Source organism: Ornithinibacillus xuwenensis, assembly GCF_039614845.1.
Lineage (GTDB): Bacteria > Bacillota > Bacilli > Bacillales > Amphibacillaceae > Ornithinibacillus > Ornithinibacillus xuwenensis.
The window spans coordinates 986552-1005206 of the sequence record NZ_JBDIML010000001.1 but is presented as its reverse complement, the minus strand read 5'-3'; the positions used below and the strand labels follow the sequence as shown (position 1 = coordinate 1005206).

Here is an 18655-nt window from a genome sequence, read left to right as displayed (position 1 = left end):
GTTGATTTTTCCCAAAGCTTTATCAATTAGTGACTTGAATGGTCATCATGTTCACTATGATCCTCATGCTCACTATGGTCTTCATGTTCTTGATGTTGCTCATGTAATTCTTCTTCTTCGGAAGATCCATGGTGGTGACCAGAATTTTCACCTTCAGGAGCTGGTGCAAATTCTAAGTGTGTTCCGGTAAATGTCATTTGTCCTAGGTGACCAGGCTCAAGTAATGTTTCAAATGTTTCCTTGGTAATCGGTTCAGCTGTTGCATGTATTTCTTCTACCCATTTATCGAATTCATCCTGTGATAATGCAGTTGCATTAAAGGTATTTTCAGCAAATCCTTCACCGCTGAAGTTTGCATTACGCCCCATATAATCTCCAGGGGTTTCAGCTACAATATTTATTTTTGTTACCATATCCGCCATTGCATATTTTTGACCTGCAAGCTGTGGAATCCAGAAGCTTGTAATTGGTCCATATGAATAGAGTCTAAACTCAACTGGTTGGTTAGTTGGAATAAATACATAGTTTACTGTTTCAATATCTTGTTCTGGATAACTAAAGTGCCATTTCCAGTTCGAAGAAGATGCATAGATTACTAATGGCTCCTGATTTTCATATCCATCTGGAACTGACTCAACTTCATAGGTTGATTTAACGGATACAATGGATAAGAAAATTACTATTAATACAGGAATACCTATTATTAGTGACTCTACAATTGGGTTCCCCTCAATGTGAGGTGGTTCATAGTCATCCGATTGTTTGGATGCACGATATTTAACAAGCATTACAATAAGAAGTGTAATTACAACAATAACAATTACTGCCATGGTGAAAATGGATATCCATATCACATTAGCTGTTGTTTCTGCTTGAGGACCTTTTGGATTTAATACCAATAAAGGTTCACAACCAGCTAGTATTGTTGTAATCAAAATAGCAAACGTTATAAATGCCAATTTGAGTTTCATGTTCGTTCTCCCTTCACCATGTATAAATTTCTCTGGACAAATTGTAAATTTATTCACAAAGTACTGCTACCATATATTATTACGCTGTGAAGATTATTACAATAGATTGAGAAATCCTTCACAAAATGTTCAAGAACCTTTGTACTTTTTGTGGAGACAGAGGAAAAAGTTGTTTAACAAGGGAATTACCGGGGAAAATCGGTTAATGATATGAACATAGTTTGAGCGGTGAAAAGCTAAAGAAGTAGCCGAAAAGGCTAAAGATCTAACGATAAAAACGAAGCATAGGACTAAAAAAGTTAAGATTCAAAATTTCAAAACTCATTACCTCCCCAAAAGCTTACGCTACGATAAACTATACATTATATTAATACCAACATTCTATGCAAGATGAAACATAAAAAAGAGCACCGCTGTTGATAGCGTATGCTCCTCTAATCATTAATGCCGTTTTATGGCCCACCTCATGGCCATTAGCTTAGAAGAAATATAGGAAATTTCCTAGTTAGCTGTTCCGGTCCATTCTGACATAACTACCTTGGACGGGGAAAGTTCCCCGTCTTCATGTAGTTGCGTTTGGGTGGAAAGTGAGTAAATGCTTTAGATTATAACCAAGCAGCACCTACGATGATAAGAAGGATAAATAATACGACGATTAGCGCGAAACCACCGCCATATCCGTATCCTCCACCGCCGTAGCCGTAACCTCCGTAGCCACCACAGCCGTATCCGAATGACATTCTACATCCCTCCTAACTTGTGATAATGCATGAACGTAAGAGCTGTTACAATAATTTGGTAAACTTTTGCTTACTTTTCATTGGTTAAGGCAGCTCTTTTGTAAACACCAGAATATAGTGTTTGTTAATACTATATGAACGCACAGTTTAATTGATAGGGATAGATACCTAGATAATAGGTAAACTGTTTGAATGCCTAGAATTAATATTATATGGACAGTAATCCAAAGGAGGTTTTACGTTAAATCTAAACCATTTCTTCTGAAGGTGTCACAAATAGATCCTTACTTTTCTTACGTGTTTTCTCAGCATACCTATTTACTAAAAAATATCCAACACTATAGCCAGCCATTTTAGGATAGAAGTTCGTACCATATAATAATTGGTTATGTTTTCGCGATGTTCTTGTTAGATCTTTATTTGGTTTTATTAAATTTTTCCATATATCGTTTAACACATCAGTTGAATAATAAGATGTCCATGGTGCTAAATATTTCTTTCCAAACCGCTCATGAACTGCATTTTCTGCTAGTCCCTCTAATATGATTGCATCAAGAAGTTGGTAATCCTCTTCATTCTTTGGGTCCTTCTTTAGTCGGCAGCAATGGTTATATTCATGTGTGAATAATGCTTTAAGTTCTGTTTCTGAAGTATCCTCAGAGATAAATAGAAATAGCTTATCTTTAAATGCTAATCCAGATTTTCCATTGTAGTGGTGCATGATTTTTCTGTTGTAGGTGTTGGAGGGGAGGATAAAAATCGAGACGTTTTGTCCATTCCATTGTCTTTTGAGTGTTTGCTCTTCTTGGTTCACAATTTGCCAAACATTCTTTTCCTGATAGGATTGAAGTAGGGATTCACTATTAGCAACTGGTTTTTGATACATTCCATGCTGTGTAAGAAGTGAAGCTACCTCTTCTGGATTAGCGCGATTAAAATAACTTGATAACTTCTTATAAAGGTGATGGGGATTGTCATAATCCTTTTCAAGCCATTTGTCGGTTGCGATTACAGTCATAATATTCACTCCTAATTATGTTATGTAGAAATGAAAAGGACTCGACTAAATAAACATAGCCGAATCCGTGAGCATCAATCAGCATCGATGTCAATGAAATTTCTGGCAGAGTTCTGTTTCGGGATTGTGATGACTAGAACATGGTTACGAAAAGAGGCTTTTGTTTCTTTTTTTGGAATATCGAATGGGAGAGTAATGACACGTTCATTTTTATTCAATCGCTGTTTCCTATAATGGTATGCACGCTTTGAATCCTTTTCATCCTCTATTTCATGGTCCTCAACACCAATTCGAAGTTGATTCCCTGTTACTTCAATTTGTATTTGATCCCTTGTGTATCCGTCTAGATCTGCCTCGATTATAAACTGTTTTTCATCTTCTGTTACATCTACCCAAAAAGGCTTAAACTGAAAATGCTCATTCATCTGTTTAAAGGAATTGTTAAAGAAGGAATCCATTTGTCTCATAAAGTCATGTAAAGGAGTCATGTCAATTTCGAAGCGATTCGGATTTCTATTATTCCTAGAACTCATTAACATCACCTCAGGTAAGGTTAATTTTTACTATTAAACTATGCGCATGCAAGTAAAAGTAGTGGGCGAATAGGAATAATTTGTGAAAGGAAAGAGGGAAGTTAGGAGAAGTTTATTGATTACTTCATCCTAACTCCGGTAAAGGATAGAATTTGCTTCCACAATTCATTAGGCTTTTCCTCTGTAATTAAGTGACCGGCCTTATCATATGAAATAAGCTGAGCGTTTGGGAGGTCTTGGCATAGCTTTTTGCCAATAGTGAGTGGTACCACTTTATCTTCTTCTCCCCAAAGTAATAGAGCTGGAATATGAATATTCCGAAGCTCATTACTACTCAAATCACCTTCACGATGTCTTAGCAAGCGAATGAGTGATTTAGGGAAGTTCTTATCCTGAAGCGGTTTCCCGTATTCTTCAATTTGATCTTTTGTTATTAAGGAGTGATCATAAAATACATTCTTTAGATTTCTTACAACACTTTGGGCATTTATTTTTCGTTTGGCTATCAGTTGGAAAAAAGGTAAGTAAGAGCTGTAAATCAGATATGGATTTGCCCTGGGTAAATAACCTGAACTGCAAAATAAGATAAGCTTCTTTACTCTCCTTGGTGATTTTATTGCCGTATACATTGCAATTTGTCCACCCATAGAATGACCAGCAATAAATGCTTCGTCAAGCTGAAAATGGTCCATGCACTTTAACACTAGCTCAGCATAATTATCGAATGAATAGGTGAAGGTTGTGGATTTTTCACTTTTGCCAAACCCAGGAAGGTCAATGGCAATTACTGAAAAATCGTTTGCAAGCATGGGCTTTAACCGATTAAATGTATAGGAAGATGCCACAAATCCATGTATTAATAAGATTGGTGGCTTATCTTGTATAGCATGTTCACAATAAATATTGGTATTTAATAATCGTATGTATGTTTTTGTATAGTCCATTTCTTCTTCGTCTTCACCACCGATTTGTAAAGTCATTATAGTATTTACAGTATACAGTATAGTCTAAAAGAAGGTATTTCAAAAATAATATTAAAGCACGAGGGGAGGAAACGTTAATAGCTAGAAAATTATGCAGTGCGAGTATTACTGCGTTTTTGTGCGGGATAAATGAAAATAGGGCAAATGGGTATACTTTACCTAAGTTACAATAAAGGAGTTTTTTTATTAATGCTTGTCCGACTTGGTTATTCAGCGATCAGTGTAAACTTACAAAATAGCTCAACCTCCAAAACAATGACATATTCCACTTTTTCAAAGCTAGAAGATCGTGAGGCAGCAATACGAAAATTAGAGGATATTGCAAAAGCAAATTTAAATAATTTATTGCGAGTGCTGAAGTATAATCTTGCCGAAGACATTCACTTTTATCGGATATCGTCAAAATTAATCCCACTCGCCGATCATCCGGATACTGCCGATTGGGATTATATTGAGGCTATTAAAGAATCGCTTATGGCGATTGAACAGTTTTTAAAGGCTCATCAATCCATGCGAGTAGACTTTCATGCGGATCACTTTGTCTTAATTAATTCCCCAAAATCTGATGTATTAAAAAATTCGATTAAGACATTACGCATGCATTATAAACTTTTAAAGGGAATGGGCGTAATTCCAAAGAATCGTTGTGTCATGCATGTTGGTGGAGGATATGGAGATAAAGACCGTGCATTAGAGCAATTCATATTAAACTTTGCTTTTGTTTCGCCAGATTTACAGCAGATGCTAATGCTTGAAAATGATGATAAGACATTTAATTTACTGGATACACTGTATTTATGTGAGAAACTGGCAATTCCTCTTATTTTTGACTACCATCATCACCTAGCTAACCATGAAGAGGAAAACTGGGTTAAAGATTGGGACCGGGTCATTCAGACATGGAGTCATTCATCATTACCAATTAAAATGCATATATCTAGTCCTCGGTCAGAAGAAAAATTTCGCGCACATGCCGATCATGTCGACCCAGCGATGTTCTTAACCTTTCTAAATGAGATTAAAGGAAGTGTTCCGCAGATTGATTGTATGATTGAGGCAAAACAAAAGGATGAAGCACTGTTGGTATTAATGAAAGAGCTAGCGAAATACTCTGAAATTGAAGTCGTTGATGGTGCGAGTTTTTATATGAAATAGTGATTTTAGTAGCTTGGAATCAATCCAAGCTTTTTTTATGTCCGTAGGAATTTTTGACTACAACTTCAAAAACATATTCTGTTACCTTTCCCACTTTTTATAGGATTCCATGCTTACATGAAACTTCTAGTTGCGAAATATAAATCTTAACGTAACAAAAAAGAGGAGGGGTTTCATGAAGAAAACTTGGTTAGGTGGTTTGGTAATTGCGGTTCTAGTATTGCTATTCCCAGTGGTAGGAAGTGCTGCTGAGAGTGAGGGATTGCTTGGGAATAGTCCTGGGGAATCTGCAGTTAACAAATCCATAGAAAAAGGGAAATATGCAAAAGGTGAGGTAATTGTTAAGTTTAAAGATAAGGTATCGGTTTCTTCCAAGAATAAGGTATTAGCAGATGTTGGTGCAACGTTACAAGCAGATGTTGATGCGGTTGCATCGCCATTTTCAGTGCTTGAGGTTAATAATGTGGAGGAAGTAGTAAAGGCGCTTAGCAACAACCCAAATGTTGAGTATGCTGAGCCAAACTATGAGCTGCATGCTACTTGGACTCCAAACGACACATATTTTAGCACAAGTTATCAATATGGGTTATTTAATACAGATGCCAACCTTGCATGGGATGTAGCTAGAGGAAGCTCAGGTCAAGAAGTGGCTGTTCTTGATACAGGTGTTGATTACAATCATCCAGATTTAAATGGAAAAGTAATCCGTGGGTATGATTTTGTTCAAAATGATAATTATCCGATGGACCAAAATGGTCACGGTACACATGTAGCAGGGATAGCTGCGGCAGAAACAAATAATGCTACTGGTATTGCGGGTATGGCACCGAATACTAGAATTCTAGCGGTTCGTGTATTAGATGCAAATGGTAGTGGGTCTTTAGCGGACATTGCAGATGGTATTATTTATGCTGCTGATGCAGGTGCTGAAGTTATTAATCTATCACTTGGCTGTAATTGTGATACCCAAACATTAGAGGATGCTGTAAACTATGCTTGGAATAGCGGTGTAGTTGTAGTCGCTGCTGCCGGTAATGATGGTGTTAGCACAACATTTGAGCCTGCGTCTTATGCAAATGTTATCGCAGTTGGTGCTGTTGATTCTAATAACCAGAAGGCAAGCTTTTCAAACTGGGGAACATGGGTCGATGTAATGGCACCAGGTGTTGACATTGCCTCCACATATCCAGGCAATAGTTATGTATACTTATCAGGAACCTCAATGGCTTCACCATTTGTTGCTGGTCAAGCGGCACTATTAACCGGTCAAGGTAGAAGTAACTCACAGGTTCGTGCCGCTATTGAAAATACTGCTGATAGCATGAGCGGTGTCGGTTACTATGTAGAGCATGGGTTAATTAATGCAAACGATTCTGTTCGATATTAATAGTTAATACTAACAAACGGAACAGCTTATAAGATAAGCTGTTCCGTTTGTTTTCTGTTGTTATATGTTTTTAGGAAATACTTGACCTTTCTCCTATTGTTTTCTTGATTTGTTCCACTGTTCCAGGATCTTCAAGACCAGTTATATCCCCCATGACTGAGCCATTAATGATTATTTCTTTTAATAGGCGACGCATGATTTTACCACTTACTGTTTTCGGTAGTGCATCTGACACAATGATTTCTTTTGGTCTTGCAATAGCTCCGATTTGGCTTACAATACTGTTGCTCATTTCTTCTATGAGTTCTTTTGTTTCCTCAAATCCATCAGCTAATCGAACAAAGACGATGGGGACTTCTCCTTTTATTTCGTCTGGAACACCGATTACTGCTACTTCTGAAACACCTTCTACTTCAAGCACGGAACTTTCCATTTCCATGGTACTAAGGCGATGTCCAGCTACATTAAAAGCGTCGTCAGATCTTCCGACAACCCAGAAATAGCCATCTTCATCTTCTAATGCAAGGTCACTTGCGAAATAACAACCTTCTACTTGGCTGAAATACGCATTATAATAACGTTCAGGTTCTTTCCATAACGTTCTACACAGCATAGGAAATGGCTTTCGAATGACAAGGTTTCCTAATGTTCCGGGTTTTACTGGGTTTCCTTCATCATCAACAATTGCAACATCGGCACCGAGGAACTGTAAACCGGCTGATCCAGGCTTCATTGGTGTCAACCATGCTGCTCCTGCTATTGGGCAACCAGCAGTTTCAGTTTGTCCCCATGTGTTGTTGACACTAATTTGTTTTTTTCCTAGTGTTTCATAGGTCCAATGCCATGTTTCAGGATCAAATGGTTCTCCTACAAGAGAAATAACATCAAGGCAGGATAAATCATACTTGTCCAGTACTTTTTCTCCCATACTCTTTAACATGCGTAATGCGGTTGGAGCTGTAAAGAGTTTATTTACACGATATTTCTCCATAATTTGATAGAAGCGATCTTTAGAAGGATAATCTGGAGCTCCTTCATAAACAACGGTTGTGACCCCATTTGCTAATGCACCAACGATTCCCCAAATATGCATCGTTAGCCAACCAATATCAGCAGAGCACCAAAACACGTCATCTTCTTGATGAGCCATATGGTACTTTGCATACATATAATTTTGAATAACAAACGCCATCCCGGAATGAACGACACCTTTTGGCTTACCAGTTGTTCCACTAGTATAGAATACAATACCTGGCTCATTGGCTTCGATTCGCTCTGGTTCACACTTCATACTCATGTTTGCGGTTATTTCCTGCCACCAAACATCACGTCCTGGTTGCATGGATGTGTCTGTTCCAAAGCGATTTACAACAATCACTGCTTCAATGGATGGGATTTCTTGTATAACATGATCTACTTTTTCTTTTAGATGAATCATTTTACCACGGCGCTGTGTTGCGTCTGCGGTTACCATTACCTTTGGTTCAAATGCTGTTAAGCGGTCTTTGAGCGACTTTTCTGAGTATCCAGAGAAGATTGTGTTATAGACAGCGCCGATACGAAAGCAGGCTAGCACAGCAATGAATGCCTCTGCCAAATTAGGTAAATAAATCGCAACACAATCTCCTTTTTTTACACCGAAAGATTTTAAGGCATTTGCAAATCGATTTACTTCTGCAAGTAGCATGTGATAAGTGAAGAACTTTGTATCGCCATTTTCTCCTTCCCATATTAAAGCCGTGCGATTGCCAGCTCCATTTTCAACATGTCGGTCAATTAAGTTAACACATGGGTTACTAATTCCATCCTTAAAAAAGCGGAAATCTGGTAGTTTTCCTGTAATGGTTTCCTTCCATGGTTCGTACCATACAAGCTCCTGTGCGACAGACTCCCAAAAACTAGCTGGATCTTGTTGGGATTGCTTTAATAATTCTTCAAATGCCTCTGTAGAGCCAATTGCAGTGTTTTTTACTTTTTTTTCATTCGGATAAACCAATTTACTGTTTTCTACGACCTGTAAAATACCACTTACATCCATCAGAATTCCTCCTCTAAAAAGAAAATGCCTGCCTATTGTATTAGTATACATAATTTTCAGACTAAATAAATGAAACTTTGGTAGGAATTATTAATACCTGGTACTAAAAATAAGGATAACAGAAGGACAAAGCAGATATATATTGCTCTGTCCTTCATCAATTATTTTGTTTCCTTTGATTCAGGTATGTTTCTACGGTCAATATAAATGGTAGGGGAGCGATATTCTTTCATCGCTCTAATATCCTGCCCAGCTGCTTTAACAAAGGAAAGCGCGAGTAATATCATGATAAACATAACTGGAAACCCAGCAACAATACTTGCTGTTTGTAAGGATTTCAAATCACCTATGAACATGAGTACTAACGGAAGTAGTAGCAATGCAAATGCCCAAAAAAGTCGATTCCATCGCATCGCCTCTCCACCGGGTACATGTTTTTGTACGACTGCAGCTAATATATACGATGCCGAATCAAAGGTGGTGGATAGAAATACAATGGCTAATATCGTAAACACAATGACAATAAAATCAGCAATTGGCAATTGGGTGAGTATTGCAATAATCGTTGCTGGTGCACCATTTTCATTCATAAAACTAATTACATCAAATGAGTCAGAGAGCTGTAAGAATAAGCCGAAGTTTCCAAGTATACCGAAGAAGAGTACACATCCGAGTGTTCCATAAATCATCGTACCAAATATCATTTCACGGATAGTCCGCCCATGGGATATTCGTGCAACAAACAATCCGACGAATGGCGCATAAACAACCCACCAAGCCCAATAAAAGACCGTCCATGTTTCTGGGAAGCCTGTTTCTTTAAAACCGTTGATTTGTGCCAATGGTTCTAGCCAGGTTGCCATATGGAAAAAGTTATCCGCAAGTATACCTAGACTTGTAAAGGTTGTCTCACTTATAAATACAGTTGGACCAAAAATAAAGATAAAAATTAGTATAAAAAGCGCGAGCCATAAATTGATATCACTTAAGACTTTAATTCCCTTATTCAACCCTGAATAAGCGCTTATGGCGAAGATTAGCGTACATAATATCATGATTCCAGCTTGAACTCCAAGCGTAACCGGTATTCCTGTAATATCATGCACACCTTCTGCAATCATAGGAGTACCAAGTGCAAGTGTGGTTCCAGCTCCGCCTAATAGACCAAATATAAATAAGACATCAATTAGTACTCCTAATGGACCGTCAGCAAGCTTTCCAATTAGTGGTTTTGTAGCTGCGCTTATTTTTAGAACTGGCTTTTTTCTTACGTAATAGAAATAAGCAATTGGCAATGCAGGTAATGTATATATTGCCCAAGCAATGGGACCCCAATGAAATAATCCATAGGTGGCAGCCAGTTCAATCGCTTCTTTTGTTTCTGGTGTTACACCAAAGGGAGGACCTTGATAATAATAAGCCCATTCAATCATTCCCCAGTATAAAATACTTGATCCGATACCTGCTGAAAATAGCATTGCAGCCCAAGAAAATGAACCAAATTCTTTTTCTGTTCCTCGCTTGCCTAATTTTATTTTGCCAAATTTACTAAATGCAATATATAGCAAGAATAAAAAGGCTAATAAGCCAAGCGCTAAATAAAGAACGCCGAAATTTCCTGTTAAAAAGCTATTTGCCATATTTATCGCTGCGGCTCCAGCTTCAGGGTAAAAAATTAATGGTAATGATACGGCAAGTAATACAAGTATCGCTCCGATAAACGTTGGCCAGTCAATGAGCTTTGCGTTCATGTAAACATTCCTTCCTTTTAAATAGTACATAACCTTAATATGCTCACTTTCCTAAATTCCATTAGGAATTGAATATGGATGAAAAATATCCCACTAATAATAAGCTAAAATTGATTCAGTCTATAAATGAAAGGGGAGGTTATTACATGAATCAGCAAATCCGTAAAATTATGACATCAAATGTAGTAACGGTTAACGATTCACAAACTGTTCAAGAGGCCGCTGCGTTAATGAGCCAGTACAATGTCGGTTCACTTCCAGTTGTGAATAATAACGGTCAAATGGTAGGGATGATTACTGACCGTGACATCACACTTCGTACAACGGCACAAGGGGAGAATCCCGAAGAAAGAGTAGCAGACGTTATGACAGCACAACAGATTGTGCAAGCAACTCCTGATATGGATGCTCATGAAGCAGCTCAACTAATGGCACAACAACAGATTAGACGCTTGCCAGTAGTTGAAAATGGACAGGTTGTCGGCATGGTAGCATTAGGTGACCTAGCTGTTGATAATCAGCTTGATAATGAAGCAGAACAAGCATTATCAAGTATTTCTACCCCTTCTGCACCACAGAAATAACTTTTTTATGGTACAGAAAACAGGCCTTCTTAGCTGTTTTCTGTACCTTTTTTGTTTCATCTTCCACATGAATCATGTAAATTGATTGTAAAGGTATGAAGGAGGGGTAGGGTTGATTCAGAAAGTAGGAATTGATGCTGGTGGTTCACTTGTTAAAATCGCTTATGAGGAGCAAGAAAGGCTACATACGAAAATCTTTTCCAGTCTTGAAATAGACCAACTTATTCAGTGGTTAACGACGTTAGCTCCGAATACTAAGCTCGTTTTAACTGGTGGAAAAGCTGGTTATATAAAGCGTCTTGCTACGAATAATTGTTCTATCGTTAATGAGTTTGATGCAGTAACTGCAGGAACTAGATATTTGCTGCAAACAGAGAAGGATATAAGAGAAGAGGATTTTATTTTAGTTAACATTGGTACGGGAACGTCTTTTTTTCATATGACAGAAGGCTCCTTCGAACGTGTTTTAGGTAGTGGGATTGGTGGAGGAACTCTGATGGGATTAGGCCATCTTATTACTGGAAAACAGGATTTTCAATTATTTACATCGATGGCTGAAAATGGCGATAATCGCAATGCTGATTTATTAGTACGAGACATTTATGCACCGGAAGAACCTCCAATTTTTGGCGACTTAACTGCTGCTAATTTCGGAAAAGCTCATTTAAATGAACATGCTACTGAGCAGGATTATTTAGCAAGTGTGATGCAATTGATAGGGGAAACAATTATCCTGCTTGCTGGTCAAGTGGCATCTTCGAAACAAGCTAGTAAGATTGTATTTGTTGGGGGAACGGTTTCAAATAATAAGGCCTTACAAGATGTCTTAGGTCGTTTTCGTGACATGATGTCCTATGAACCTATTTTTCTAAAGAAGGGCTCACATGCTGGTGCAATCGGTGCTTTAATTAGTTAGACGCTTAAATTATGATGTAGCTGCCAACATGTTTACTGGCAGCTACGCACGATGTCCCCCAATTTTCTTACTGCGATCTAATGTGACTCCAGCATCTGTGTAGCTACTTGCTCGGAGTATTGCTGTGGCCCCATATTTATCACGAATAGCGTCCATGACATAACCAATATCCGTTTTTTTCGACCGGTCCTCAAATAAATTTAATTGCGTTTCTGCTTTTTCAAATAAGTTATCTAATGTTACGTAGACATGGCGGATATTACTTTGACCATCGTAAAATTCTTCAAACAGCTGTAAGCAAACCTGGTACATATCCATGGTTACATTAGTAGGAATTGAAATCGACCTGGAGCGTGAAAATCCTCCTCCAGTTTCTTTGGAATAGGCAATACCAAGATGAATCGTTTTTCCGATTTTACCTGCTGTTCGCGCTCTACGGCAAACCTCCTCACAAAGGTCTAGCATACAAACTGCGACTTCATCCTTCGTGTAATCTCGTAAAAGAGAAATGCCATGACCAAAGCCTTTTTGTTCATGCTTAACAAAGTCACCATAGACTGGACTTAAGTCGATTCCCCATGCATGCCAGTAGAGTTGCTCACCCATAACACCGAATCGTTTTTTGAGATGATCGAGGTTGAATTTAGCGAGTTGTCCGAGGGTAACGATTCCCATTCGATTTAAATTGTGTTTCATGCGACTACCGATTCCCCATATATCTTCTACAGGGAAGGGCCATAGTTTTTCTTCAACATCCTCATATCTACATTCAGCAATTCCAACCTGTTTTGCGTGTAAATCCATGACAACCTTGGCTAAAAACTTATTATCGCCAATACCAATTGAGCAAGTGATTCCGAAGCTGTCCAGAATATCTTGTTTAATCTTTTCAGCAACCTCCCAGTAACTCCCGAATAGCTTGTGAAGCCCGTTCAATGTGACCCATACTTCATCTACAGAATATTGATGGATTGCTTCTTTTGGAGCATATTGATTAATTAATCTTGTAATTTCTACAGAGACTTGAAGATAATCAGCCATATGAGCCGGCACAATATGAATATCTGGATCATTTGGTAATTCAAAAAAACGGCTCACATTGCTAATGCCGTACTTTTGCTTTAGGGCTGGGGAAGCAGCTAACACGATGCTTCCAGATCTACTCGGATCGCCGACAACTGCAAGCATCGTCTTCATCGGATCATGCCCTAGCTTAACAGCCTCGACACTAGCATAAAAGGAACGCATATCAATACAAAGCACATCATTACGAGGATAAGCAGAGTAATCCAATCTAATTCACCACCAAGTAGAACGTTTGTTCTTATTATATGATGCTAGTATTGGATTATCAATGGAAATTTATGCTAGTGAAATGAGAGTTTTTTATTAAAAGCTGAATATGCAGCAGGAAATGCTGAAGATTCGCAGAAAAGCTAAAGTCCTAGCTGAAAAAGCTAACTCCCAGTCGAAAAAGCTAAACATCAGCTTCCAAACACTAAACATATAATGAACTGTGTGAATTTTGCAAAAATGCGCAGGCGGGCAACGTATATGTGCTATTCTGTAAGCGAAAGAAGCATAGGGAGGGGAATAAATAATGAAAGGCTTTATTCGAACTGCTGAATTACTATTAGGTATCTTATTTTTAGGGGCGGGATTAAACGGCTACTTCGTGTTATTCGGCTTTGAGCCATTTGCACCAACAAATCCAGCTGCAATGGAATTTTTAGGGGATGGCTATTTACTGGCAATGGAGAAAGGTGTAGAAATCATAGCAGGAATTTTACTAATTATTCGCAGGTTTATTCCATTGGTATTAGTTGCGCTAACAGGCATCATTGTAAATATTTTTGCGTTTCATATATTTGTTGACCCGGAGTTATTGCTATTAGCAATCGTATTAGTGGTTCTAGAAGGAATCTTGGTATGGGCTTATCGAGAAAATTACAAAGGAATAGTGGAAAGTAAGCCTCATTGGAAGAGTTAATAGAAAAGGAGTCCCTCCAGCATTTATCATGCATATAGTGTTATATGGAATTTTTAGGGAGGGAAATCTAGGTGTACTATTGCTATCCAGTGTATTATTACTCAGCTTATCCATATCGTTATGATACGAATCGTCAGTTTCCAAATGTGAATCCGGATCATTTGTATGAAGCTGCCAATGAAACAAGGGTATTAATGCGTGAAGCTAGTGTTGTATTAGATCGGTTTGCAGGATCGAAGGAATTTGGGAAGCGCGTCATGAGTGCGGCTCAGAAATCCAATATGCCAGAGGTTAAACGGTTAATTAAGTCAATAGGTGTAACATCAGATATTGATGTGAATTATAACCCAGACGAATTAAGAATGGCGTTTATATCCAAGATTAAGAATACAGAATGCTGTAGATTAACCGTTGCATTACGGTGGAGCTAGCAAATTAAAAAATGCCAGTTATCTAAAAAGCTGCATCTTGTTAAACAAGGCTAACAATTGATACAGTTTTTGGAAACTGGCATTTCTTCATTAAAAAGTCGAGTATTGATTTGTTTGTTGAAATTTAATTTCTCCACCTATAATGGTCATTTCAACCTTGGTATCTAGCAACTCATCTGGGTCGAGCATGGAAAATGGATTGTTAGAAAGTACTGTCATATCAGCAAGTTTCCCTCTTGAAATGGTTCCTTTCATCGTTTCTTCATTGGTAGCATAGGCTGTTAAATCAGTAAATAGGCGAAAAGCTTCGTACATCAATAATTTTTCTTTAGGATTCCAACCACTATGAGTTTCTCCAGGTGCTCTTCTTGTAACGGCAGCGTGAATTCCAAGTAATGGATCTGCTGGTTCAACAGGGGAGTCTGATCCTCCCGTACATATTACGCCTTTTTCCATTAAGGTTTTCCAAGCATATGCAAGCTCAATTCTTTTTTCCCCAAGTCGCTCTTTGACCCAAGGAAAATCACCAACAACGAATCTTGGTTGGATATCCGCAACTCTTGAAGGAACTGCTAGACGCTCAATTAGTTCCTTACGAAGTACTTGTGCATGGATTAGTCGATCACGATGGGAGACAGCTGGGAATAAATCGAGAACATCCAATACATTTTCAAGTGCTTGGTCACCAATCGTATGCACTGCAATTGGCATCGACAGTTCTCGTGCTTTCCTGACAATCGCGATTAATGACTCTTGATCTAACATGGCTTCTCCATAGTTATTGGGATCATCGTGATACGGTTCTGTTAATAGTGCGGTTCTCCGTCCGAATGCACCATCAGCAAAGATTTTGATTGCGCCAATATTAAGCGTTTCATTTCCGAATCCAGCGTACATCCCAGCAGCTCTAATGTCTTCTATAAAGTCATGATTAATTAAGAGGTTAGCACGGAGTCCTAGTTTTTCTTGGTTTAAAAGTGTGTCATAAATTCGATAGGTCTGTTCAAGCCCACCTAGAAAAAGAGGATCATTAGTATGCACACTAGTTAAGCCTCTCTCCATTGAATAATGAATCGCTTGACGCATGGAACGTAATAGTTCCTCATAGGATTTCTCAGGAATATGCTGTTGAAAAATTTCGGAAGCAGATTCTAAGACAAGTCCAGTAGGTGTTTTCGTTTGTTCATTTAATACAATGCTCCCCCCTTCAGGAATAGACATTGATGGGTGATAGTTGCTTCTTTCTAGTGCTCTCGTATTGACAACTGCAGCATGTGTACAAATTCTAGTTAAGAATAAAGGATTATAAGGAGAAACATAGTCGAGCTCCTCAATTGTTGGAATTAATCCTTCTATAAATAAGTTCTCATCCCAACCACCACCGAGCAACCATTCATTCGGCTTTAAAGTACGTGCTTTATCCCTGATTTTTTCTAACATCTGGCTTTTGGAGGTAACACCGGTAAGATCAAGGTTCATGAATTGATCGGCAATCAAGGATAGGTGAAGGTGGCTATCTACTAATCCTGGTGTTACTGTTTTACCACCAAAGTTAATCACCTCACATGTAGGATTACTCCAATGAAGTAACATTTCACTGTCTGTCCCCATATCAATAAACCGACCATTTTCGATAACCACGGACTGAACAAGTGGTTTTGTAGAGTCCAACGTGTAGATATTTCCGTTGGTATAGATTTTTCTCATGGTGCATTCTCCTTAACTATGGAATGTGTTTTCTTACTGATATCATATAAATTTAAAATTAGAATGGGATTGTTTTCGATAAAAGGGCAGATTGATTGTAAAGAGGATGAAGAGAGGGTGGATGTATCAATATACAAAAAAGCAACAATAGCTTGAAAATAACCTATCATTGCCTTAACAATATACGCTATCATCCAATTCGATCAGTAGTTCTCCATGCAAAATTCTCTTTACATGACAGTCTGCCCCTTGTTCAGGAAACATCCCAACATAAATAAGCTTGACTCTTATTATGCTTCGGCAAGTAATCCTTTTATCCAATCATCATAGTTGTCATTCTCCGATGGACTACTAATATTACTCGCGCCTCTACCTCACCGATCTGATAAGGTAACTTATAAAATTTAAGTCAATCATACTAATCAAGTGGTAGTAAGTCAATAGAATAGTACTATAGTAGATATAATGAATGAAGAAAACAGGAAATATACACGGGAATTTTATCGGGATTTGTTGTAATTTGATGATTATTCTATTATTATTTGATTAGTAGGATAAAAGAAATAGGAATATATTCTTAAAGAAATGGAGTTCAGCTATAAACCATAAATACCTGGCTATTTATACGATAGAATAATATTTTAATTAGACATATACATACTTGGGGGATGGACATGGCTAGAAAACTTAAAGTAAAGATACCAAAAGTTAAATCAATAAAACTACGAAATATAAAGATAGGATGGAAATATGGTCTTACATTAGCACTTGTAATATTGCTATTTATTGGTTCATCAACAATCGTATCAAATTCCATCATGGGAATCGGTAATGATATTAAACGATTAGATGAAAAAAGCAATATTGCCATGAATATTTCGGAAATGGGTTCACTAACTCGTAATATGGGTATTTATGTTGTGTCTTACTATCAGGAACAAGATGAAGGATATGTTGAGGCATTTAAAGAAAATCAATTGCAATACAATGAGTTAGCTAATGAAGTTCGAATTAATTTACAAACTAATGAGCAAAAAGAAATTTTTCAAAAGGTGTCATCGAATAATCAAGAGCTATACCGAGTATTTACGAATTATATTGTTTCTGCTATTGAGAATAATAGCATGACTTCTGCGGAATCATTTGTCATGCAATCAAATGAATTACGTGAAGAAACAGTAGGGTTATTAGATCAGTTAGTGATAACAATGGATTCTGATCGCAAGAATGCGATTAGTAATGCACTTGATAATCAAAAGCAGACATTTATTACACAGATTGTTTTTATAACTGCATCGATTATTATTGGAGTTATATTAATGATATTAATCAGTCGTGCTATTTCTCGTAATTTGAAAAAGGTTGTTCAAGTTAGTAATCGTATAGCAGAGGGAGATCTAACCGTCTCAGATATTGAATATGTTGGTAAGGATGAAATCGGACAGCTCGCTTCTTCTATTAGTAAAATGAGTGCATACTTGAAGGATATTATTAAACAGGTTTCCACTGTATCGGATACTGTAACAGGTCAAAGTGAGCAATTGACACAGTCGGCTAATGAGGTTCGTGCAGGAGCTGAACAAGTTGCAACTACTATGCAGGAATTAGCATCAGGATCAGAAAAACAAGCGGACAGTGCAACTAATTTATCACAAAAAATGCATAGTTTTTCATCAAAAGTACAACATGCGAATGAAAACGGTGAGAAGATACAATATTCATCTGAATCCGTTTTAGACTTAACTGGACATGGAAGTCAGCTAATGCAAGCATCTGGTGAGCAGATGAAACGAATTGACCGTATCGTGAAAGAGGCAGTAGGTAAAGTTCAAGGTCTAGATGAGAATTCACAAGCAATAACACAGCTTGTTTCCGTAATACGGGATATTGCAGAGCAAACGAACTTGCTGGCGCTAAATGCTGCAATTGAAGCAGCGCGTGCAGGTGAGCATGGAAAAGGATTTGCAGTAGTAGCAGATGAGGTAAGAAGATTATCTGAACAGGTGTCCTTATCCGTTACAGATATAACAGATATTGTGAAGAAAATCCAAACTGAAACGAGCGCTGTAACCGAATCATTAGAAGAGGGTTATCAAGAGGTTCAACAAGGTACAAAGCAAATCATTACAACGAACGAAACATTTGCGGATATTACTCAGGCAGTGAACGAAATGGTTGACAGTATCAAGGAAGTTAAAGATAACTTATTCGAAATCTCAGGAACTACACAAGAAATGAGTACATCTGTAGAAGAAATAGCTGCAATTTCTGAAGAGTCCGCAGCTGGTATCGAACAAACATCTGCTTCCTCACAGCAAACTAGTGGTTCAATGGAAGAAATGGCCAAAAGTTCAGAGGATCTTGCGAAATTAGCAGAGGAGTTAAATACGCTTGTTCGTAAGTTTAAACTATAAATTGAAGGAATAGACCGTGAATGTGAACGGTCTATTC

General features: G+C 37.9%; 16 protein-coding genes and 1 riboswitch. Of the genes, 7 read left to right on the top strand and 9 right to left on the bottom strand.

Annotation, left to right across the window (positions count from 1 at the left end; translation table 11 throughout):
* Nucleotides 1-26: 26 nt before the first annotated feature.
* From qoxA to ABC228_RS05685, 5 genes are all read right to left on the bottom strand, one after another.
* On the bottom strand, nucleotides 27-971 hold the full coding sequence (gene qoxA / locus ABC228_RS05705) for a cytochrome aa3 quinol oxidase subunit II (RefSeq protein ID WP_345824122.1): 945 nt from the start codon (nucleotides 969-971) through the stop codon (nucleotides 27-29).
* Nucleotides 972-1576: 605 nt separating this feature from the next.
* Nucleotides 1577-1711 carry a YjcZ family sporulation protein gene (locus tag ABC228_RS05700; protein WP_345824121.1) on the bottom strand — a complete coding sequence of 45 codons (135 nt, stop codon included), beginning with the start codon at nucleotides 1709-1711 and terminating at the stop codon, nucleotides 1577-1579.
* A 247-nt stretch (nucleotides 1712-1958) separates the two neighbouring features.
* The gene (locus ABC228_RS05695; protein ID WP_345824120.1) at nucleotides 1959-2729 is read right to left on the bottom strand and encodes a DUF2268 domain-containing putative Zn-dependent protease; all 771 of its coding nucleotides are present in this window, start codon (nucleotides 2727-2729) and stop codon (nucleotides 1959-1961) included.
* Between the two features lie 74 nt (nucleotides 2730-2803).
* Nucleotides 2804-3262, bottom strand: a complete 459-nt coding sequence (locus tag ABC228_RS05690; protein WP_345824119.1) for an Hsp20/alpha crystallin family protein — start codon at nucleotides 3260-3262, stop codon at nucleotides 2804-2806.
* Nucleotides 3263-3381: 119 nt separating this feature from the next.
* Nucleotides 3382-4242, bottom strand: coding sequence for an alpha/beta fold hydrolase (locus ABC228_RS05685; protein ID WP_345824118.1), 861 nt, complete (start codon nucleotides 4240-4242; stop codon nucleotides 3382-3384).
* 192 nt (nucleotides 4243-4434) lie between these two features.
* Here ABC228_RS05685 and uvsE point away from each other — a divergent pair, with 192 nt between their 5' ends.
* Nucleotides 4435-5400 carry a UV DNA damage repair endonuclease UvsE gene (uvsE, locus tag ABC228_RS05680; protein ID WP_345824117.1) on the top strand — a complete coding sequence of 322 codons (966 nt, stop codon included), beginning with the start codon at nucleotides 4435-4437 and terminating at the stop codon, nucleotides 5398-5400.
* 175 nt (nucleotides 5401-5575) lie between these two features.
* The gene (locus tag ABC228_RS05675) at nucleotides 5576-6787 is read left to right on the top strand and encodes a S8 family peptidase (protein ID WP_345824116.1); all 1212 of its coding nucleotides are present in this window, start codon (nucleotides 5576-5578) and stop codon (nucleotides 6785-6787) included.
* Between the two features lie 70 nt (nucleotides 6788-6857).
* Here the strand turns inward: ABC228_RS05675 and acs are convergent, their stop codons facing one another.
* Complete coding sequence (gene acs, locus ABC228_RS05670; RefSeq protein ID WP_345824115.1) at nucleotides 6858-8825, bottom strand: acetate--CoA ligase; 1968 nt, start codon at nucleotides 8823-8825, stop codon at nucleotides 6858-6860.
* 161 nt (nucleotides 8826-8986) lie between these two features.
* On the bottom strand, nucleotides 8987-10576 hold the full coding sequence (locus tag ABC228_RS05665) for a BCCT family transporter (protein ID WP_345824114.1): 1590 nt from the start codon (nucleotides 10574-10576) through the stop codon (nucleotides 8987-8989).
* Between the two features lie 146 nt (nucleotides 10577-10722).
* On the opposite strand from ABC228_RS05665, the gene ABC228_RS05660 reads away from it, so the two are divergent.
* Together ABC228_RS05660 and coaW are read left to right on the top strand one after the other, a co-directional pair.
* A complete protein-coding gene (locus tag ABC228_RS05660; protein WP_345824113.1) occupies nucleotides 10723-11160 on the top strand; it encodes a CBS domain-containing protein in 438 nt (145 codons plus the stop codon).
* Between the two features lie 112 nt (nucleotides 11161-11272).
* Nucleotides 11273-12076: a type II pantothenate kinase gene (coaW, locus tag ABC228_RS05655; RefSeq protein WP_345824112.1), complete on the top strand. Its 804-nt coding sequence runs from the start codon at nucleotides 11273-11275 to the stop codon at nucleotides 12074-12076.
* Between the two features lie 42 nt (nucleotides 12077-12118).
* Here the strand turns inward: coaW and ABC228_RS05650 are convergent, their stop codons facing one another.
* Nucleotides 12119-13369: a DNA polymerase IV gene (locus ABC228_RS05650; RefSeq protein WP_345824111.1), complete on the bottom strand. Its 1251-nt coding sequence runs from the start codon at nucleotides 13367-13369 to the stop codon at nucleotides 12119-12121.
* A 307-nt stretch (nucleotides 13370-13676) separates the two neighbouring features.
* Between ABC228_RS05650 and ABC228_RS05645 the strand changes: the two genes are divergently transcribed.
* Together ABC228_RS05645 and ABC228_RS05640 are read left to right on the top strand one after the other, a co-directional pair.
* Nucleotides 13677-14066 (top strand): hypothetical protein, encoded by a 390-nt coding sequence (locus tag ABC228_RS05645; protein WP_345824110.1) that lies wholly within the window; start codon nucleotides 13677-13679, stop codon nucleotides 14064-14066.
* Nucleotides 14067-14137: 71 nt separating this feature from the next.
* Nucleotides 14138-14497 (top strand): YuzC family spore coat inner layer protein, encoded by a 360-nt coding sequence (locus ABC228_RS05640; RefSeq protein WP_345824109.1) that lies wholly within the window; start codon nucleotides 14138-14140, stop codon nucleotides 14495-14497.
* A gap of 90 nt (nucleotides 14498-14587) precedes the next feature.
* Here the strand turns inward: ABC228_RS05640 and ABC228_RS05635 are convergent, their stop codons facing one another.
* Entirely contained in the window at nucleotides 14588-16204 is a 1617-nt protein-coding gene (locus tag ABC228_RS05635) for an amidohydrolase (RefSeq protein ID WP_345824108.1), read from the bottom strand.
* A gap of 199 nt (nucleotides 16205-16403) precedes the next feature.
* Nucleotides 16404-16584, bottom strand: a riboswitch (Lysine riboswitch).
* A gap of 294 nt (nucleotides 16585-16878) precedes the next feature.
* Between ABC228_RS05635 and ABC228_RS05630 the strand changes: the two genes are divergently transcribed.
* The gene (locus tag ABC228_RS05630) at nucleotides 16879-18618 is read left to right on the top strand and encodes a methyl-accepting chemotaxis protein (RefSeq protein ID WP_345824107.1); all 1740 of its coding nucleotides are present in this window, start codon (nucleotides 16879-16881) and stop codon (nucleotides 18616-18618) included.
* The last annotated feature ends 37 nt before the right edge of the window (nucleotides 18619-18655 follow it).